We start from the raw sequence: 19,919 nt of genomic DNA, 5'->3' as shown, positions 1-19,919 counted from the left end.
TCTTGATTATCTTAGCGCTTCATGAAACTACTGGTAGCTTTCTTTCGGTTGGTACGCTCATTAAACCTGGTGTTCATCGCATTCACCCAGTTGTTGTTCCTGTATTGCGTCATTATTCCCGTCTTTCACCAGGCCGGTGAACAATACGGTCTGCCGGTATCGGTATTCCATGTAGGGTTGCTGGTGATCGCCTCTGTATTGATCGCCGCCGGCGGTTATATCATCAACGATTATTTCGACCTCAATATCGACCACATCAACAAGCCCCGCCAAATGGTGGTGGAAAAGATCATCAAAAGACGCTGGGCCATCATCTGGCACCTGGTATTGTCGATGCTGGGCATATTGATCAGCGCCTACGTGGCCTGGAAAACCAGGGTATGGTGGCTGGCTCCGGCCAACGTGGGGTGTGTTATCGCCCTGTGGTTTTACTCTACCACGTTTAAACGCAAACTGCTAAGCGGTAATATTATCATATCCCTCCTGACTGCCTGGACCGTCATGGTGATCGGCTTTCTTTTTCATTACAAGGTGATCACCCTGCCCAATTATCAGGGCATGGTGCAGGCATCCAAGATCATGCGCATAACCTTTTTATATGCCTGTTTTGCCTTCATCATCTCCCTCATCCGCGAGGTGATCAAGGATATCGAAGACATGGCCGGAGACGAAAAATACGGCTGCCGCACCATGCCGATCGTGTGGGGGGTAAACGTATCCAAAGTATTTGTGGCCACCTGGATCATCGTATTGGTGGCTGCTGTAGCAATAGTACAGGCATATGTGCTTACATTTGCATGGTGGTGGTCGGCCCTGTATTGTGTGCTGCTGATCATTGTTCCGCTGGTATCCATATTACGCAAACTCTATACGGCTCAACTGAGCGAAGAGTTTCACAGGCTGAGCAATTGGGTGAAGTTTGTAATGCTTACAGGCATCGTGTCGATGGTCTTCTTTAAAATCTATTTTGCATAATGGCTGTTAAACGTGTAGTGTTGGCCTCCCAGTCGCCACGCCGCAAACAATTGCTGGAATGGGCCGAAATTCCCTTTGATGTGATCGTACGCTCGACCGATGAAAGTTATCCGGCCGGTCTGTCTACCGACGCCATTCCGGTGCACATCGCCCGGGAGAAGGCGCTGGCAGTGCAACGCTGCGATGAATACCGCCTCTACAAAGACAACGCTACCATCGTAGCGGCCGATACGGTCGTAGTGCTCGAAAATGCGATCATTGGCAAACCCAAAGACCGCGAAGATGCGATCGATATACTCAGTTCCCTCTCCGGAAAAAAGCACCTGGTGATCACGGGCGTGGTTATCCTGCACGATGGGGAAGAAACCGCCTTTGCCGATACCACCGAAGTGTGGTTTCATCCCGTTACCACGGGCGAAATAGCCTTCTACGTCGATAAATACCGCCCCTTCGATAAGGCAGGCGCCTATGCCATCCAGGAATGGATCGGTGTTACCGGCATCAAACGCATCAACGGCGACTTCTACAACGTGATGGGACTGCCCGTAAGCCGGGTGGTACAGGTATTGAAGGGCCTGAACAGCTAAGGACCTCCTCAAGCTTTCTGTGCCGGTCCACCATTTCCTTAAAATAAAAGAGAGAAGCAATACAGCGGTTGGAAAATCTCGTATATGCGGGAAAGGTAAGATCCAATGACCGAAAGGCTACTCCAGTTTATCTGGCAATTCCAATATTTCAATAAAGCACAACTCCGGTTCGCCAATGGTGAGCCATTTGAGATCGTTCATCCCGGCAACCTGAACAGCAATCAGGGGCCCGATTTCCTGGCGGCGCGTATACGCATCGGCAATGCCACCATCGTAGGTCCGGTTGAACTGCACATCAAAACCTCCTTCTGGTATAAGCATGCGCATCAGCACGATGCCAACTATGATAAAGTGATCCTCCACGTTGTGTGGGAAGACGATCTCGAAGATTACGACAGCCTGATACCGGTATTATCCCTGCGCGACAGAATCTCCAAGCTATTACTGAAGCAATATGAGGATTGGATGAACAACCAATGGTTCATCGCCTGCAGTAACCAGATCAAAGATACCAAAAGCCTCACCTGGCTTTCCTGGAATGAACGCCTGCTCGTAGAAAGGTTACAGCGCAAATCGGCCGCGGTGTTTCAGTTCCTGGAACAAAATAAACAGCATTGGGAAGAAGCCTTCTGGTGGTTGCTGGCGCGCAACTTCGGGATGAAGGTAAATGCAGATTGCTTCGAAACCATGGCCCGCAGCATACCACTGAAAGTGCTGGGTAAACACAGAAATCAACTGGTGCAGCTCGAAGCATTGCTGCTAGGACAGGCAGGGCTGCTGGAAAAAGACTACAACGACGAGTACGCGCGAACGTTAAAAACAACCTATCAGTTCTATAATACCAAGTATAAGCTCCAGCAAAGTGGGCCAGCCGCGCTCTTTCTCCGAATGCGACCAGCGTCTTTTCCTACCCTCAGGCTTGCTCAGTTGGCGGGGCTTGTCCATCGGTCAGGTCATTTGTTCTCAAAAATTAAGGAAATCAATTCAGTAAAAAACGTTAAAGCCTTGCTCGACACATCGGCCAGCGGCTACTGGCAGCAGCATTATACATTCGATACCCCTTCTGTATACCGGCCCAAGCATGCCGGCAATAACCTCATCCGTCACATTATCATCAATACCATCGTGCCTGCATTATTTGCTTATGGATATATCCGCCAGGAACAGGAATATAAAGACAGGGCCATGCAATGGCTGCTGGAAATGGAGGCTGAGGACAATAAAATTACACAAGGCTTTAAGGACTGTGGGGTGGGGATCGCCAATGCTTTTGAATCGCAGGCCCTCCTGGAACTCAAGCACAGTTACTGCGACCGGAAACGCTGCCTGGATTGTGCGGTAGGCAATGCCTTGTTGAAGCGAAGTTTGCAATAGGGAGCGGCCAGGGGCTGACATTAAAAATGCCCGGAGGGTTGAGTCCGGGCATTATGATACTAAAAACTTTTTGCCATTCAGGCGCTACTTATACCTTGAGGGTGATGGTAGCCGGGTTCCAGTTGAAAGTCACATTCACTACGATATCGGGGTGAATGCTATACATAACCGGACAGGTATGTGCTGCGCGTTCCAGGATCGTTTTATTCTTTTCATCCACCACCAGCGTTTCGGGAAAGCTGAAGGTTACATTGATACCGCTTACCCGGCGTGGGTCGGCGGCCATGAGCTTCTCCACCTCGATCTTCGTATCGGTGAGGTCTACCTCCAGATCGCGCGCCTTAATACCCATAATCGTCAGCATGCACGCACCGAGTGAAGTAGCCATCAGGTCGGTAGGAGAGAATGACTCGCCCTTGCCCTGGTTGTCCACCGGTGGATCGGTAAAAATCTGAGTGCCTGATTTTAAATGAGTACAAACCGTTTTCAGGTTTCCTTCGTAAACAACAGTAGAGGTCATTATGTGTAATTTTGCCTTAAATTTACGTTGAATAATTAAATCACAGCCGGTGAAGAAACTTGTTTTGTCAATCGTCATAGCTCTAATAGCAGGCAGTATATGGGCTCAGGATAATCCAGCACCCAAGTCGCCCACAGCCAGAAAGGATAAGAAAGCGGCAAAACGTGAGCAGGTAGCCAAGCTCATGAAAATGGAAGAAGAAGGAGAGATCATATTTAACAAACAAGGCATATTTGGCATAAAGTTATCCACCGACGGTTACGGATTGTCGTACGAGTGGGGCCGCTTTAAAAGCAACCGGGTGGCCAATATCTTCCAGATCGAACTCAACGAAAAGAAGCATCCCAAAGAAAAAAGGACCTCCTACGCCGTCGGGGCGTTCAATGTGAACAGCGTAGTCTACGGTAAAACCAATAATTTCTACCAGCTCAAGTTTGGCATGGGCCAGCAGCGCATCATCGGTGGCAAAGGCAACAAGAACGGCGTGGCCGTGATGGCAGCTTACGCCGGCGGTGTATCGCTCGGTTTCCAAAAGCCTTACCTGGTTGATGTGGAGGGTAAGAACCGGGAGCGACTCCGCTCCAGCTATCCTACCATCATCGACAGCAGCTACCTGGTGATCGGGGCAGCCGGTTTTACCACCGGCTGGAATGAGGTTGAACTCCGCCCGGGGGCTCATGCCAAAGCGGGTTTGCGCTTCGATTTCGGCCGTTTTAACGAAACCGTCACGGCAGTAGAGGTAGGTGTCAATGCCGAATACTACCCCCAAAAGGTCTCCCAGATGGCCTATAACAAGGAAAAAACGTTTTTCTTCTGCGGATATGTAACCCTGCTGCTTGGAAGGAGAAAGTGATGTATTTTTGTCGGCGCAGCCGGTGGCTGCCCATTGAACAACTGGCTGTGCTAAGTTGTTGATACAGATCACTGAAAGACTAATTATGCAGGAACTACCGATAATCAATACAGTACCCGAATCGTCTAAGATCAAGAAACCCAATTGGCTACGGGTTAAGTTGCCCACCGGCGAAAATTACAAACATGTACGCGGTCTGGTAGATACGCACAAGCTGCACACGATCTGTGAGAGCGGTAATTGTCCCAATATGGGAGAGTGCTGGGGAGAAGGAACAGCCACCTTTATGATCCTGGGTAACGTTTGTACCCGCAGCTGTGGCTTCTGTGCCGTAGCAACAGGCAGGCCGGATGCGGTGGATTGGGACGAACCCCAGCGCGTGGCGGAAGCCATTTACCTCATGCAGGTAAAACATGCTGTGGTGACCTCCGTCGATCGCGACGAGCTGAAAGACGGCGGCAGTATCATCTGGTACAATACCATCAAAGCCATCAAATCACTGAATCCCAATACAACGCTCGAAACCCTGGTGCCCGATTTCAAAGGCCAGCAGGAGAATATCCAACGAATCATCGAAGCGGCTCCGGAAGTGGTATCCCACAACATCGAAACGGTAGAAAGGCTTACCCGCCAGGTGCGGATCCAGGCCAAATACCGCCGCAGCATGGATGTGCTGAAAATATTGAAAGAAGGTGGCATGCGCACCAAAAGCGGCATTATGCTTGGCCTGGGCGAAGAAAAGGAAGAAGTACTTCAAACCATGCGCGACCTCCGCAACAGCGGTGTGGATGTAATCACCATCGGTCAATACCTGCAGCCTACGCGCAAACACCTGCCGGTATTGCGCTTTGTACATCCCGACGAGTTCGCCGCCTTCCGCGAAGCCGGTTATGAAATGGGCTTCGACTATGTGGAAAGCGGTCCGCTGGTGCGTTCCTCGTACCACAGCGACAAACACGTGATACCCGGTTATGGAATATCCACGTGGAAGCTGCAAAAGCAACAGGTAACAGCCTAACCATCGATTAACCTGAATCTTAACATATTTCTGTTTGAAAAAGACATTACTGTTAGGGAGCATACTGACCATTCTGTATGCTCCTTTTTGTTTCGCTCAACTCGATTGGAAACGCGCCGACAGCGCCTTTGGTAAATTACCCGCCGGCGTACAGGTGTACAAGACCACCGACTCCGTCAACGGCCGGCCTTTTATAGCCTATTGCGTAGTGGTCAATCTCAAAGACCGCAGGCTGGAGTTCACCACCCAGATCGGCGAGGGCAAACGTTATACCCCCACGCAGTTCTACGAAAAGGAAAAGAAACCGCTGGTGGTCATGAACGGCACCTTTTTCTCCTTCGCCACCAACCAAAACCTCAATACGGTGATCAGGGATGGTTTTGTGGTATCCTACAATCAACCGGCCCTGCAGCAAAAAGGCACCGATTCTTTCTATTATCCCACCCGAAGCGCCATTGGCATCACGAAACACCGCCGCGCCGATGTAGCCTGGTTGTATACGGATACGGCCCAACGCTGGCCCTATGCCTTTCAGGAACGGCCTATCCTGGCGAAAGGAGCCAATCCCGATCCGTCGTTTGAAGACCTCAATACCCTCGACCAATGGAAATGGTGGAAGATGAATACCGCCATTGGTGGTGGGCCGGTACTGGTAAAAGAAGGCGTGGTGAATGTGACGAATGAAGAAGAGCAGATGTTCGTGAACGGGGAGAAAGACGTGCACCCGCGCACGGCTATGGGGTATACTGCCAAGCGGCAATTGATCATCCTGGCGATACAAGGGCGATTTCCCGGCCTGGCCGAAGGCGCTACCCTGGCCGAAGAAGCAAAGATACTGGCCGATCTCGGCTGCGTGGAAGCGCTCAACCTTGATGGCGGCGGCAGCAGCTGCGTACTCGTGAACGGCAAAGAAACCATTCAGCCATCCGATAAAGGTGGTCAGCGTTCGGTACCCGCCGTGTTCATCATCCGCGAAAAGGACAAAAAAACAAGGCAGTAACCGGGTTACTGCCTTGCAAAGAATATGGTATCGACCTGCCGGCAGGCAGGTCTTTTTTTATACTACTTGTGCTTTCATTTCCCACACCAGCGCGCTGGCGCCCAGGATGGCCGCATCGGCTTCCTTGAGTTCGGAGAACAGTAACTTGATCTTGTTTTGGAATATGGGCAGCATGTTCTTCTCCATATGCTCGCGGGTAGGCTTCAGGATCAGGTCGCCTGCCTTCGTCATACCGCCAAACAAAATGATGGCTTCGGGCGAAGAGAACATCACGAAATTGGCCAAAGCGAGGCCCAGCACCTTGCCGGTAAACTCATATACTTCCTGCGCCAGTTTGTCGCCCTGTACCGCACAGTCGTATACGATACGGCTGTCGATCTCTTCTTTGGCATAATTGCGCAACAGGCTATCGCGATGCGGATCTTTGTCGAGGAACTCGATGGCAGTGAGCGCCACGCCGGTAGCCGAAGCATAGGCTTCGAGCGAACCATGCAGGCCCGTGCCCTTGTGCTTGCGGCCGTCGGGGATGATGGTGGTATGCCCCAGTTCGCCGGCAAAGCCATCATGACCGTAGATCAGCTGGCCATTGGCGACGATACCGCTGCCCACGCCCGTACCCAGGGTGATCATGATAAAGTCCTTCATGCCACGGGCCACGCCGTACATCATTTCACCAACAGCAGCTGCATTGGCATCATTGGTCAGCGAGCAAGGAACAGCAAACTTATCGGTCATCAGTTGCGCCAGGTGGATCACACCCTTCCAGGGCAGGTTGGGCGCATACTCGATGGTACCATTGTAGTAGTTGCCATTGGGTGCGCCGATGCCGATACCCTTGATCACTCCGATGCCGCCCACCTCGTTGATCGCAGGCAAAAGTGCCTCATACAATTCATCGATATAGTCGCTAACATTGTTGTGTTTCCTGGTAGAAATGGCACCCCGGTAAGTGATATCCCCCCGATGATCTACAATACCAAATACGGTGTTGGTGCCGCCAATGTCGATGCCGATAGCAAGCTCTTGCTTTTGACTGATTGCCATGTGTTTGTGTTATAAAAAAAGGTCCCGCGTGTAAGCGGGACGCAATGTACAAATTATTTTGGTTGATTAGTGACCTCCTGCTACCTGGGCATCGATATCCAGGCCTTGTTTTTTCAACACGCCCTTCGTCTTAAGCGCATGCCAGGCGAGGTAAGCAAAGCAGATCAACGGCAGGATATAAGACAGGTGGGTGAAATTGAGGCCTTCACCACCGCTCGCAATCCTGGCCGCATCGATGTCGATGATGGCGCCCTGAGCCGGCGGAATGATCGCACCACCCAGGATCATCATGATCAGGAAGGCTGAACCCTGGCTGGTATATTTACCCAATCCGGTTACGGCCAGCGCAAAGATACAAGGCCACATCACCGAGCAGCAAAGACCGCAGCTGATGATAGCGAAGTTCGAAACCATACCCGTAGTTACCAGGGAGATCAGGATCGCAACTGCTGCCAGTACCGATACGGTCAGCAACAGCTTCACTGGCTTTTCTTCCGCAAACAGGAAGGCCAGAGCTGCAATGATGATGGGAATGAGGTAGGGGAGGAACTCTTCCACCACGTTATCCCCTTTCAGGTAGTTCACCAGCAAAATGAGTCCAAAGGCAACGATGGGCACCACGAGGCCGAGGATGCGTTTCGTGTTCTTGGGCAGGTTGAACACGCTCACGGCGCCGGTCCAGCGGCCGATCATCAAACTACCCCAGTACAAGGACACCAGGTGAGCGATCTCCGATTCGTCGTAACCGCCAAAAGCAGGCAGTTTCAACAGGGCCGCAAAGTTGTTGTCGATGGTAACTTCCACCCCTACGTATACGAAGATGGCCACCATACCCAGCACCAGTTGAGGATACTGCATAGCACCCCAGCCGGCAGGATTCTTAGACGACAGGAACATAGAGGTGAACAGGATGCCCAGGATGATCACCAGTGAACCGATCACGATGGCCGTTTTGCTGATCCCAGTTTGCTCTTTTACGAAATCGGCAAACAGTACCGGCAGGAAGATGAGACCGATAATTAATAAAGTATAGAGGGCCTTGGGACTCTTTTCCAGCTTTTCGTCGGAAGTGGTCTTGGGCAATTTGGCAAAAGCGAAGATGGCTGCAGCCAGGAGGAACAAACCGGATAGGAAGAAATACAGGGTCTGGATATTGGTGATCGAAGCTTCTTTCTTAGCAGCAACGCTGCCAAACAATACCACGCTCACCACGAGGGGGCCCAGCAAAGTACCGAAAGAGTTGACGCTACCACCCATGTTAAGACGGTGAGCGCCCGTTTCCGGACTACCCAATGCAATGGCGAAAGGCTGCGCAGAGGTTTGCTGCAGGGAGAAGCCCAGGGCAATGATGAAGAAAGATAATAATACGAGACCGAACGTAGCATTACCCGAACCGCTGATGAAAGCCAGCGACAGGGCACCTACCACCGAGATCAACAAACCGAATATGATACCCTTTTTATAACCGATCTTGTTCAACAGGTCGGTACCGCTGATCGCGGACATTAAATAAAGGATAAGAGAGCCATAAAAGTAAGCGCCATAAAAGGCCGAGCCTACCAGCTGTGACTGGATCTGATCCAGGTTGAAGAACTTCTTACAAAAAGGGATAAAGATGCTGTTGGACGCAGCTACGAAGCCCCAGAAAAAGAATACGATGATTAGAACACCGAACTGGGACCACTTGGTTTGTTGACTCATGCAGAATCGTTTTAGTAAAATTTTTTAAAAGTAACAGTTTTTTGCCTTTACCGCTATTGCCAGGCCAAAATTTATAAGATATACAAGGAATAGTGCCGCAAATGTAGGTTTTGTAATGATACCACAAAGTACCTCCCGCCGATACATGAGTATTCTTTTGCCTTTTTTATTCGCTGTGCAACAATGAATCGAAATCCTTCCTAAATTGACAGGGAATTGCACAGGGAATAACTGCACCAATAGTTGAAACAGCATGGAGATCTTACACGTCAGCGCAGAATGTTATCCGGTGGCCAAGGCAGGTGGATTGGGGGATGTAGTGGGGGCGCTACCCAAGTATTTGAATGAAGCCGGGCATATCGCCAAGGTGGTGATGCCCATGTACCGTACCAAATTCCTGTATGCCAACCAGTGGGATGTAGTGCACAAGGGGTACACCAACCTCGGCAACTGGTGGTTCGAATTTACCGTCATTAAAGAAAGGCATAATAAGCTGGGTTTTGATCTATACCTCGTAGACATCAACGGTCTGCTCGACCGGGAAAAAGTGTACGGGTATGATGATGATACCGAGCGATTCACCGCCTTCCAGATCGCGGTACTTGACTGGGTCAACGCCTGGCAGCACCTGCCAGATGTGATCCACGTGCACGACCATCATACAGGGCTTATCCCCTTTATGCTAAAGCATTGCTACAAGTACCGTCCCATCGCGGGCATCCGTACTGTACTCACCATCCACAATGCTCAATACCAGGGCTGGATGGGTTGGGACCAGAACAATTTTATCCCCCCTTACGACCTGTGGCAATGGGGCCTGTTGGAATGGAACAAGGCCATCAACCCACTTGCATCAGGCATCAAGTGCGCCGATAAGGTAACCACCGTAAGCCCAAGTTACCTCGACGAACTCAAATACATGAGCAATGGCCTCGAAGCCTTGTTCGAATACGAGAAAGGGAAATGCTATGGTATATTAAATGGTATCGATGTAAAGGTCTGGGACCCTCAACACGATGAATACCTCACCCACCGGTACGGGCTCAGCGATTCGGAGGCTGGAAAAGCCAAGAACAAGATGTTGCTCTGCGACCAGTTCTCGCTCGATTTCGATAAACCGCTGATCGGCTTTATAGGCCGCCTGGTCGGAGAGAAGGGGGCCGATCTGCTGCCGCAGGCCATCCGCGATTCGCTCATGCACATTGGCCGTCGCATGAACTTCCTGATACTGGGCAGTGGCTTTCCCGAAGTGGAAGCTGGCCTCATGGGCCTCAAACCGATGTCGCAATACGACTATAACGTCTATATCGGCTATAATGAAGGGTTAAGCCATACCATGTATGCGGGCATGGATTTTCTGTTGATGCCTTCCCGGGTAGAACCCTGCGGCCTCAACCAGATGTATTCCATGCGCTATGGCACCGTGCCGATGGTAAGGCGAACAGGCGGACTTAAAGATACCGTTATCGATTACGGAGATCCCGGTGGATATGGCATTTGCTATAATAACACAAGTGTAGGCGATATTACCCAGGCTGTATGGCGGGCAACGGAATTGTATCACCAGAAAAGCACGTTGAAGGAAATACGCCGCAGGATGATGAAGCTCGATTTCAGCTGGGAAACCAGCGTTCAGCAGTATATCGAAGTATACCAGGCAGCGCTGGGATAAACATTCCCGCCATACCAATGTTGTACCTGAAGAATAGCACCGATCAAATATAAAAACCCAGAATTATGAGTAAACAAGTGATTGCAGTCATATTGGGTGGAGGAGCCGGCACCAGGTTATATCCCCTTACTGCCAGCCGCTCCAAACCTGCCGTGCCGATTGCTGGTAAGTATCGCCTGGTGGACATTCCGATCTCCAACTGTATCAACTCCGGCATCAACCGGATGTTCGTACTGACGCAGTTCAATTCCGCCTCGCTCAACAAACACATCAAGAACACTTACCACTTCAGTATTTTCAGCAGTGCGTTTGTAGACATCCTGGCGGCAGAGCAAACACCGGATAACCCTTCCTGGTACCAGGGAACGGCCGATGCGGTACGACAGTCATTGCGGCACCTTAACCAGCATGAATGCGAATACGTACTCATCCTGTCGGGCGACCAGCTCTACCAGATGGATTTCCAGAAGATGCTGCAAAACCACAAAGATACCGGTGCAGAGATATCGATCGCGACCATTCCCGTGGTCGCCCGTGAAGCATCCGACTTCGGTATCCTGAAAAGTGACGACAATAACCTGATCACTTCCTTCATCGAAAAACCCAAGAAAGACCTGCTGCCCGATTGGACCAGCGACACAGGGCCCGAAATGAAGGCACAGGGCAGGGACTACCTCGCCTCCATGGGTATCTATATCTTCAACCGCAAGTTGTTGAATGATCTTCTCCTGGATGTATACAAGGATTGCACCGACTTTGGTAAAGAAATATTACCAGGGGCGCTGCATGACTATAAAGTGGCCAGCTACCAATACGATGGTTACTGGACCGATATCGGTAATATCTATTCCTTCTTCGAGGCCAACCTGGCCCTTACGGATGAGATACCACCGTTCAACCTCTTCGACAATTCAAATGCCGTATATACGCGGGCGCGCATGCTGCCACCGGCCAAGATCAGTGGCACTACGCTCGAAAAAGCCATTATCTCCGAAGGTTGTATCATCAATGCCAGCCGTATCGAACACAGTGTGATCGGTATCCGCAGCCGCATTGGTTACGGCACCACCGTGGTAAGCAGTTACCTCATGGGTACCGATTACTATGAGACCATCGAAGAGATGACACACGCTACGGAGCGCGGGCTGCCCACATTGGGAATCGGCGATCGCTGCCATATCAAGAATGCGATCATCGATAAGAACTGCCGCATCGGCAACGATGTACGCATCAATGGCCACGATCAGCTCGAAAACACCGACCACTCGCTGTACACCATCAAGGACGGCATCGTGGTAGTGAAGAAAGGCGCCATCCTGCCCGATGGATTTGTGATCTGAGCATAACAGTACTTATCATAACGAAGAAAGCCGCAGTAATGCGGCTTTCTTCGTTATGGGCAGTTATTGTTTCAGGAATGTCCATCGCCGCGTTTGCCCGCTGCCTGGGATCACCAGGTGGTACAAACCGGCAGGCAATTTGTTGATACGAACCACACCTCCCTGCACAACCGTCTTGAGCGCCAGTCGCCCCATATTGTCGTAAACAAACACTGTTTTGTGGCTGATCCCTTCGCCCGGGATATACAGCGATTCTCCTGCCGGGTTGGGATACACTTTAAAGCCAGCAACCGGCAGTAATTCTTCCTTTGCTGTAACCTGACTCACGACCCGGGCCTGCGTAGCCGGCGCCAGTGGCCTGATGCGGACAGAGCCAGCCTTGTCATTGAAGTTAACGCCGACCAAACAGCCATTGTTGGCAGTAAGGGTTACACTACTGCCTTGAAATTGATCTTCGTCGTACAGGATCACCTGGTAACCACTTGTCACTTTCAAAGAAGAGATATCATTGTTGCTGATTCCCCTGGCCTGCAACACCGCTTGCGGGTAATCTCCCTCGCCCAGTGTAACCACATAACCGGTAGTGTCGAAATTGCAGTGCTGGTAAAAAGTGCCGGCCACCGCAGGGTTTACACTGGCGGCACTTTGAATGGTGATGCGGTCGATATTCACGCTCCACCCACTGGTATTGCCAAACTCGATCGTATTGTTGCCTGCATTGAGCGATACCTCAAACGAACGCATGGCCAGCCCTTTACCGGCATAGCTGCCTGTAGATGAAAATGAATAGGTAGCCGGCGATTGCGCATTGACCTTGATATATGCACTCCTGGTTTCTCCCGTCATATAATACATCGTGAGCACATAGTTGCCGGAAGCAGCTACATTGACATTGTTGAAGACAAGGTAGTTGCCATTGCCGATAAAACCCGCAAACTGATTGCCCGAGCATTTGCTGTCGGTATCGGTTTCCCGGGTTACATTGACCAGTGTATTGCCCAAAGCTTCAGCTTCATATTTCGTAATCGCAGGTACAGTAACGGGCAGCGGTGACAGATAGATGGCAACTCCTCCTTTAGTGCGCAGCGGAACGGTAAGCACGGTTCCCTGCGTAACGGTTTGCTGCACCGGTTCCAGCTCCGAATCGCAGTTGCCGTCTTTATACAACACCGCATAATAGGTTTTACCGGCATCGAGGAACGAGAGGTTTACAGAGAGCGTGCGCGCAGCATTGGTGAGGGAACCCACGTACCAATCCTGCCCCTTGCGACGCGCTATGGTGGTGTACTGATCGGGTGCCGCTTCCAGGCAACGGATCGCATCCCAGGCAACCGGTAACTGCCGCAGCAGTCGCTTGCTCACATGATACTGGTAATTCTGCGGAGCATCGTTCATGTGCTGGATACCCGATTCATACACGATCCCCAGTGCCAGCTGATGCGCCCAGGTAGTGTTTTGCTGAATGACCTGCGAGCGACGGGCAAAATCGAGCGGCGTATAATCCAGCGGGCCGATCACGTTGCGCGTCATGGCCAGCGTAATATTGTGTGTGGCCTTGGGAATGGTGCTGTTGAACAGGTACATCTCACCGCCATACACTGCCTCCGAGGTAAGCAGGTGCGGCCACCGGCGTCGCGTACCGGATGGTTTGGTATTGCCATGCAGGTTCACCAGCAATTGAAGTTCGCCGGCAACCTTCAACAACTTATCATACTTCTGGATCATCGCCTGGTTATCATCCTGCCAGAAATCGACCTTGATGCCTTTAATGCCCCATCCCTTCCAGGTGGTAAGTAAGGTGCGTATCTGGTTCTCATCATTCTGGAACTTGTTGTGATGCGCCCAGAGCAGAATGCCAACCCCTTTCGTCGCGCCGTAGGTAACGGCATCGGAGATGGCATAGCCGGCAGCTTCCCATCCATCATCGATGAGCATATACTCCCAATGCATATCGGACGCCAGGTCTATGTACTTTTTAGTGAGCACCAGGGAAGGAGCAGGAGATCCATCTTCGCCGCCCCAATCCCAGCTGGAACGGCCTGGCTTTATCCACGAAACATTCGATAGCTCGGTAGCCGGATTGAGATTCTCGATGAGCACCGATTCAACGATAGATGGCAAACTCCCCAATATAGCCACACGCCACGGGCTCGCCATCGGCAGCGCCGTCGTGATGGTACCCGTTTGTTCCAGCTGAAACCGGCCATTGGTGCTGCCTGCCCGAAGCTTCGATACCGAATAGTCGCCAAAATTGGCAGCTTCTGTCAGCAAAGCCCATTGCCCGGTAGTAGACTTCGCAAGCACCGGAGCGCAGAAGAGGGATTGGGCCGATGTAGCCGTCCAGTTGCGGGCAAGGTATTCAGTAGAATAATCGTTCACATATTGCATAGCCCAGCTGCTATCGAAACCGCCAACTGTAAAGGCACTGCTTTCGCCGGTTACATTGATATTGCCCGCGCCCGGAATCGCATACCGCCAGGCAATACCATCGTTGTAGGCACGAACGATGAGCTGAAGTTCCTTTTGCCCTTTATATACGCGGAAATTGAGTTCGCGATACTGATTGGTGTAGCTGGATGATTTACCCGAAGGCAGGGAATAACTTTCATTGACCGTGTCGGTAGTGTACGATGCGAAGGAAACGCCATTGGTGAAATCTCCCACCGATGTATTGATGCCCAGCGGCGAACTGTTGATGATGGTCGAGCCGTTTTTGACCACACTGTAACTGAGTTGCTGGCTGTTGAGGGCCACGGATACAGTGGTTTGCGCATCGGGCGAGGTAAGGGTGATCAGCGAAGTGGGTGCTACCACGGGTACCAGTTGCCACTGACCGTTCAACTGGTTTGCATCTTCCCATTGTTGCACGATAGCGCCCGGCGATACGCCAAAATCCTTTACCTCCACCTGCCGGTTACTCTTGCGGTTCCAGATCTTGTAATAGCCATCCACGGTCCTTATAATGACGAACTGCTGGTTGTACTGACTATTGTAGGGCCATTGTATCAGCTTCGCACCGTTGTTGATATCTCCATTGAAAACATCGAGCGATTTACCGGTATGCACAGCCGTGATCTTATACACACCATTGCCCAGGTGCGCAAGGTTAAATTGCTGATGCGGCCGGCCTGTAAAAGCAGCCTGGTCGATGGTGGCGCCATTGGTCGTACTGCTGTCCTTGACATTCATGTACAAACCACTGAACCTGTTCTGCAGGTAAAAATTACCACTCAGGGTGGTGATGCCACCGGGATTGATGATCATAGACGAGATGCGATCGTTCCAGGTGCTGCCGATCCACGCTTCGCCGGCTAATTTGTTGATGCTGGCGCCTTGCAGACTGTCATTTTCAAAGAAAGTAGCCTGGTAGCCTTCGGGCAAGGTAAAGGAGGTAATGTCGTTATCGGCCAGGCCTCTTGCCTGCATACCGGCCAGGTAATAAGTGCCGGCTGAGAGGCCAGCCAGCGGGCCGCGATAGTTGAGGTCTTTGTAAAAATAAGACTGGTCGATGGTGGCGGCAGCTTCAGCGAGCATCGCTGCACTCAATTGGGTGGAGTAGTCAGTACTCCCGGTAGGGGCTACCGTCCAGTTGGGACTCGCCATTACCGTGTTGCGGTTGATGCCTTTTGCCTGCAGGGTACGCGCATTGCTGCTGATGAGGTTATTGTAGCGAGCGCGCATGGGGGATGATAGATTGCATTCCCGTGCCAATAGCGTAAGGTAGCGTACATAGATACCTTTAAACAGACCGCCGTCGCCGCCTCCTTCATTGGTAAACAACACGCCATTGGTAAGCCGGTTGTTCATCACATATTCGGCCGACTTCACAGCATCGGCCCGGTACGTAGTATCACCGGTAATCTTGTACAGTTCTACAGCGGCGCCAATGAAAGTTCCGATGTTATATGAATAAACAGCCGTACCGATAGCGCCCGTACCGGTATTGTAGGCATCCCATACGGCGCCGCTGGCAGGGTCAACCAATGTATTCTTTAGCCATGCATAAATACTCTGGGCTGTTGCCAGGTCAGCCGCGTTATTGGTGATGCGGTATAGCCTGGCCGCAAAGATCACGGCTGGCCCGTTCGAACATGCATGCAGACTTTGCGGCGAACTTTTATTCCATTGAATAGCGCCACCATGATCCATATGCTGCCCCGTTTTGATGTCTGTCCACAACAGGGTCGCAACATTCCGGTACGCAGTATCACCGGTGACCTCATAAGCACGCAGCGATGAAATGGCCAGCCATTCCATATCGTCATAAAAAGAGTTGATGTACGTGTTGCCATTCGTGGTTTTAATGCCTGTGAGCAGGTTCTTCATACGGGTGCGCAAAGTAGTTTGGCGATTCCGCAGGTATCCATCGGCCAGCACGTCAATGCCGTGGGCATTCCACCAGTAATTGAAGTTGGTGTTGCCCGTGTTGTTCTGGATGTAGTAATTACCGTTGGAAGAAATGAACGTGCTGTACAAAGCATTCTGCAGGGAATCGGCCAAAGGCCCGAAGGCTGTTAATTGGGCCTGTGATCGAATGGAGCAGGCAAGGCATAGCCATACGCCTGCGAGCAGGAGGCGGGATCTTTTCATAAGCGAAGCAAAAGTTTTTGGTTAGAAAAGGATAATACATTGACTACCGGCTGCGGACAGCCGGGATATCAGGAAGCCAAAATGGGTATCGGGAAGAATTGCTGTATTCCTGACGCGCGGGCGAAGGAAAACTACTAGTCTGTGGATAAGTTTATAAACAGCCGCCGCTTCATAGCAGATGGGTGATGCAGGAGGGAGTTTTAAGTCTATCCGGCAGATAAGCGTTAAGGGCTTACAGGGAAACCCTTAGAGGAAAACCCTTAGAGGAAAACCCGCAGCCAGCGCAAAGGATGCAAAAAGGTTGATTTAAGCTAAGAAATAGCTACAAATGATATCTTTTTATCATAAAGCAGTGCAATACTGCGTTATAAGTAAAGCAATTACTCCACGCACCTAAGTTTCGCTCTGATAGTAGGTTAAGGCTCACCTGTAAAGCAACGGGGCATCATACGCCCACCTTATCTTTTTTTGCCGGCAACGGCCCAACCATTCCATTGTACTCAAACCAAACAGGTATTTCCTGCATGGCGCCATGCAGGCAACACCCATCGTATGCCCCGGATAATTTGTCCGTCCGGGTAAACCACCTATTGCTTCATCCTTAAACCAGCCATTATGAAAATTGCATTACCTGTTAAGGTATGTACCCTTTGTATTGTCCTTTCCCACATGGGGCTTGCGCAATGTATACCGGCGGGGCCACTCGCTGCCACTACCGGAGCTGATGATGCGGCGGCAGGTACCATTGTGTGGACAAACCCCACATTGGCATTAGTAACCGACAACAATACCGCGCAGGCCACGTCAACGGTAGGAGCATTAAGTACGGTCAGCAGCCACTTCCTTTCTTTGCAGGCGCCTGGGTTCGCGATACCGGCAGGCGCAACGATCTGCGGCATCGTAGTGACTATAGAACGAAGAGCGGCCGGACTGGCCGTTGGCGGATCCATACAGGATGCAGCTGTATTAATGGTAAAGAATGGTGTCATTGGTGGAACCAACCATGCCAGTGGCGCTGCCTGGCCATCTTCGGATGCCACTGTTACCTATGGCGGCAATGCAGACCTGTGGGGTCTGTCGTGGACACCCGCCGACATCAACGCAGGCAATTTCGGCGTTGCCGTAAGGGCATCGCTCAGCGCAGGGGTAGTCAGCCTTGCGCTCACTGCACATATAGATTACGTGTCCGTTACCGTGCACTACAGCAATCCCGTATTGATGGCAACAAGGCTGGAGCAATTTACAGTAACGGCCGCAGCCGGTAGTAACACGTTTAACTGGAAGGTCGCGGACCCCGACGAAAACACACTGTTTTCAATCGACAGGTCGGCTGATAAGACCCTCTGGCAAACCATCGGCGAAATAAAAGCTCAACCCACCGTCTTCCGGTACAGCCACGTTGATCGGGCGCCGTTGCGGGGGCAAGCCTGGTACCGGCTCGCCATTCGAAGCGAAGGAGTACTAACCTATTCATCCATCCGGCAGGTAACCCAGCAGAACGGTCGCCTGCAAGTATCTCCCAATCCCGCCAAACATGATCTATGGCTGAAAGGCCCGCGAAAAGAAGCAAAGATCGCGCTCCGTGACCTGCAGGGCAGGATAGTGAAGCTGTGGCAAATTAATCCGGAACTAACAAACGTTCAACTGGATATCCGCGGCATCCACACAGGTATGTACCTGGTAGAGGTCGACCAGCGAACCTATAAAATAAGTATAGCCGATCAGGCGCAGCGTTAAAATAGCTTTTCCGTCTCAGTTAGTATGTGTACTTTTACAGATTGATCACCGTCCATGGCCAGCGCTTCGTGCGCTGGCATTCCTGTACTTTCAATCCGCGGCAATAAATACCTACTATATGACCCACGCCGAAATGCTCAAACGCGTACAATGGAAAGATCTGCGCGATCTTAACTTGCGGGAAATGCTGATCGAAAATAACCTCACCATTCCCTGGTGTCTCGCCTCCTGGACACTCGCTTATTTTGGTTACTACTGGTTCGCACTTCCTTTTTCTGCTTTCTTTTTCCTCACCGCACTCCGGCAGGTGCACAACGGCTTTCACAATTCACTCGGCACCAATAAATTCCTGACCTGGCTGTCATTGTACACCAATAGCGTACTCATGATGGCCTCCATCCATGCCGTAAAATTCAACCACCTCAGGCACCATAAATACTGCCTCAAAGAAGATGATTACGAGGGAAAATCGGCCGGCATGACCTGGTACGGAGCCATCCTCTACGGTCCGGTGCATATGTTCCTGATTCATAAAGTAACCCTGCAGCTGGGAAACAGAAAATATGTGAGGAATGTATTGCTCGAACTCGCTTCTATCGCAGGCTGCGCCTTCGTGGTGTTTTATTTCAACATACAGTTTCTCATATATCACATAATCGTAATGGTGATCGGTGAGTTCCTGATGGCATTTTTTGCCGTATGGACCGTGCACCACCATACCGAAGAGCATCCGGAACTGGCGCGCACCCAGCGCAAAGGATGGAAGAATAAGATCACGTTCAGTATGTTCTACCACCTCGAGCACCACTTGTTTCCTGCCGTTCCAACCATTAAATTGCCGGAACTGGCAAAACGAATCGATGAAGCATTACCCGAACTCGACAAAAAAAGTACTTTCTAGCCTCGTTTCATTGTTGGCGACCCTGTTGCTGTTGTCAGCCCTCGACGGCTGCGACCAAAACCCTGTGCACAGGAGCAGGGTAGTGGTCATACAACCGCTGGGCGAATTTCCCGTGCATGAATTGAACAAGGTACAGGAGCAGATAAAGCGCCTGCATTCGCAAGTGGTGGTGAGGCCATCTATCGAGATACCGGCTACCGCCTATTATGAACCACGCCACCGCTACCGGGCCGATAGCCTGATCAGGTACCTGAAGCAGTATGGTAATGCCGATACAGTAGTGATCGGCTTGATCAGCCGGGATATCAGTACCACCAAAGGAGGCATTAAAGATTGGGGCGTAATGGGGCTCGGATACAATCCCGGCTACTCCTGCGTGGTATCTACATTTCGGCTTTCGAGGACCAATAAAGAAGACCAGTTCTACAAAGTGGCGATCCATGAATTGGGGCATACGCAGGGATTGCCGCATTGCGTGGAAAAATCCTGTTTTATGCGCGATGCCGAAGGGGGAAATCCGCTGGATGAAGAACATGACTTCTGTAAGTCGTGCAAATCATTTTTAATGGATAAAGGGTGGCATTTGCCGTAAATCATCATATTTTTA

General features: G+C 51.1%; 15 protein-coding genes. 11 read left to right on the top strand and 4 right to left on the bottom strand.

Features of this window, described 5'->3' with window-relative positions:
* Nucleotides 1–21 precede the first annotated feature (21 nt).
* From P2H89_RS12525 to P2H89_RS12515, 3 genes are all read left to right on the top strand, one after another.
* On the top strand, nt 22–975 hold the full coding sequence (locus P2H89_RS12525; protein WP_275827200.1) for a geranylgeranylglycerol-phosphate geranylgeranyltransferase: 954 nt from the start codon (nt 22–24) through the stop codon (nt 973–975).
* A complete protein-coding gene (locus P2H89_RS12520) occupies nt 975–1,562 on the top strand; it encodes a Maf family protein (protein ID WP_275827199.1) in 588 nt (195 codons plus the stop codon). The genes P2H89_RS12525 and P2H89_RS12520 overlap by 1 nt, the downstream gene beginning before the upstream one ends.
* Nucleotides 1,563–1,667: 105 nt before the next feature.
* Nucleotides 1,668–2,936, top strand: a complete 1,269-nt coding sequence (locus P2H89_RS12515) for a DUF2851 family protein (RefSeq protein ID WP_275827197.1) — start codon at nt 1,668–1,670, stop codon at nt 2,934–2,936.
* A gap of 88 nt (nt 2,937–3,024) precedes the next feature.
* Here P2H89_RS12515 and P2H89_RS12510 read toward each other — a convergent pair whose 3' ends face one another.
* A complete protein-coding gene (locus P2H89_RS12510) occupies nt 3,025–3,456 on the bottom strand; it encodes an OsmC family protein (RefSeq protein WP_275827195.1) in 432 nt (143 codons plus the stop codon).
* A 49-nt stretch (nt 3,457–3,505) separates the two neighbouring features.
* Here P2H89_RS12510 and P2H89_RS12505 point away from each other — a divergent pair, with 49 nt between their 5' ends.
* From P2H89_RS12505 to P2H89_RS12495, 3 genes are all read left to right on the top strand, one after another.
* The gene (locus tag P2H89_RS12505) at nt 3,506–4,309 is read left to right on the top strand and encodes a hypothetical protein (protein ID WP_275827193.1); all 804 of its coding nucleotides are present in this window, start codon (nt 3,506–3,508) and stop codon (nt 4,307–4,309) included.
* 85 nt (nt 4,310–4,394) lie between these two features.
* The gene (lipA, locus tag P2H89_RS12500; protein WP_275827190.1) at nt 4,395–5,327 is read left to right on the top strand and encodes a lipoyl synthase; all 933 of its coding nucleotides are present in this window, start codon (nt 4,395–4,397) and stop codon (nt 5,325–5,327) included.
* 34 nt (nt 5,328–5,361) lie between these two features.
* Entirely contained in the window at nt 5,362–6,327 is a 966-nt protein-coding gene (locus P2H89_RS12495; RefSeq protein WP_275827188.1) for a phosphodiester glycosidase family protein, read from the top strand.
* A gap of 57 nt (nt 6,328–6,384) precedes the next feature.
* Here the strand turns inward: P2H89_RS12495 and P2H89_RS12490 are convergent, their stop codons facing one another.
* Nucleotides 6,385–7,371, bottom strand: a complete 987-nt coding sequence (locus P2H89_RS12490; RefSeq protein ID WP_275827186.1) for an ROK family protein — start codon at nt 7,369–7,371, stop codon at nt 6,385–6,387.
* Nucleotides 7,372–7,437: 66 nt separating this feature from the next.
* A complete protein-coding gene (locus P2H89_RS12485) occupies nt 7,438–9,072 on the bottom strand; it encodes an MFS transporter (protein WP_275827184.1) in 1,635 nt (544 codons plus the stop codon).
* Between the two features lie 253 nt (nt 9,073–9,325).
* Between P2H89_RS12485 and P2H89_RS12480 the strand changes: the two genes are divergently transcribed.
* Entirely contained in the window at nt 9,326–10,744 is a 1,419-nt protein-coding gene (locus tag P2H89_RS12480) for a glycogen synthase (RefSeq protein ID WP_275827182.1), read from the top strand.
* Between the two features lie 65 nt (nt 10,745–10,809).
* Nucleotides 10,810–12,084 (top strand): glucose-1-phosphate adenylyltransferase, encoded by a 1,275-nt coding sequence (locus tag P2H89_RS12475; protein ID WP_275827180.1) that lies wholly within the window; start codon nt 10,810–10,812, stop codon nt 12,082–12,084.
* Nucleotides 12,085–12,147: 63 nt separating this feature from the next.
* Here the strand turns inward: P2H89_RS12475 and P2H89_RS12470 are convergent, their stop codons facing one another.
* Nucleotides 12,148–16,674, bottom strand: a complete 4,527-nt coding sequence (locus P2H89_RS12470) for a glycoside hydrolase family 97 catalytic domain-containing protein (RefSeq protein WP_275827178.1) — start codon at nt 16,672–16,674, stop codon at nt 12,148–12,150.
* A gap of 615 nt (nt 16,675–17,289) precedes the next feature.
* Between P2H89_RS12470 and P2H89_RS12465 the strand changes: the two genes are divergently transcribed.
* From P2H89_RS12465 to P2H89_RS12455, 3 genes are all read left to right on the top strand, one after another.
* Nucleotides 17,290–18,411 carry a T9SS type A sorting domain-containing protein gene (locus P2H89_RS12465; RefSeq protein WP_275827176.1) on the top strand — a complete coding sequence of 374 codons (1,122 nt, stop codon included), beginning with the start codon at nt 17,290–17,292 and terminating at the stop codon, nt 18,409–18,411.
* 118 nt (nt 18,412–18,529) lie between these two features.
* Nucleotides 18,530–19,312, top strand: coding sequence for a fatty acid desaturase (locus P2H89_RS12460; RefSeq protein ID WP_275827174.1), 783 nt, complete (start codon nt 18,530–18,532; stop codon nt 19,310–19,312).
* The gene (locus P2H89_RS12455) at nt 19,272–19,904 is read left to right on the top strand and encodes a hypothetical protein (RefSeq protein WP_275827172.1); all 633 of its coding nucleotides are present in this window, start codon (nt 19,272–19,274) and stop codon (nt 19,902–19,904) included. The genes P2H89_RS12460 and P2H89_RS12455 overlap by 41 nt, the downstream gene beginning before the upstream one ends.
* The last annotated feature ends 15 nt before the right edge of the window (nt 19,905–19,919 follow it).

This window comes from Paraflavitalea sp. CAU 1676 (assembly GCF_029223285.1).
Lineage (GTDB): Bacteria > Bacteroidota > Bacteroidia > Chitinophagales > Chitinophagaceae > Paraflavitalea.
The sequence above is the reverse complement of the archived record's forward strand: the minus strand, read 5'-3'. Positions and strand labels throughout refer to the sequence as shown.

Excerpts from the sequence above, each read along its gene's own strand:
- P2H89_RS12455 (WP_275827172.1), top strand. The coding sequence starts at position 19,272 with ATGAAGCATTACCCGAACTCGACAAAAAAAGTACTTTCTAGCCTCGTT.
- P2H89_RS12465 (WP_275827176.1), top strand. The coding sequence starts at position 17,290 with ATGAAAATTGCATTACCTGTTAAGGTATGTACCCTTTGTATTGTCCTT.
- P2H89_RS12475 (WP_275827180.1), top strand. The coding sequence starts at position 10,810 with ATGAGTAAACAAGTGATTGCAGTCATATTGGGTGGAGGAGCCGGCACC.
- lipA (WP_275827190.1), top strand. The coding sequence starts at position 4,395 with ATGCAGGAACTACCGATAATCAATACAGTACCCGAATCGTCTAAGATC.
- P2H89_RS12460 (WP_275827174.1), top strand. The coding sequence starts at position 18,530 with ATGACCCACGCCGAAATGCTCAAACGCGTACAATGGAAAGATCTGCGC.
- P2H89_RS12510 (WP_275827195.1), bottom strand. The coding sequence starts at position 3,456 with ATGACCTCTACTGTTGTTTACGAAGGAAACCTGAAAACGGTTTGTACT.
- P2H89_RS12490 (WP_275827186.1), bottom strand. The coding sequence starts at position 7,371 with ATGGCAATCAGTCAAAAGCAAGAGCTTGCTATCGGCATCGACATTGGC.
- P2H89_RS12480 (WP_275827182.1), top strand. The coding sequence starts at position 9,326 with ATGGAGATCTTACACGTCAGCGCAGAATGTTATCCGGTGGCCAAGGCA.
- P2H89_RS12515 (WP_275827197.1), top strand. The coding sequence starts at position 1,668 with ATGACCGAAAGGCTACTCCAGTTTATCTGGCAATTCCAATATTTCAAT.
- P2H89_RS12525 (WP_275827200.1), top strand. The coding sequence starts at position 22 with ATGAAACTACTGGTAGCTTTCTTTCGGTTGGTACGCTCATTAAACCTG.
- P2H89_RS12520 (WP_275827199.1), top strand. The coding sequence starts at position 975 with ATGGCTGTTAAACGTGTAGTGTTGGCCTCCCAGTCGCCACGCCGCAAA.
- P2H89_RS12470 (WP_275827178.1), bottom strand. The coding sequence starts at position 16,674 with ATGAAAAGATCCCGCCTCCTGCTCGCAGGCGTATGGCTATGCCTTGCC.
- P2H89_RS12485 (WP_275827184.1), bottom strand. The coding sequence starts at position 9,072 with ATGAGTCAACAAACCAAGTGGTCCCAGTTCGGTGTTCTAATCATCGTA.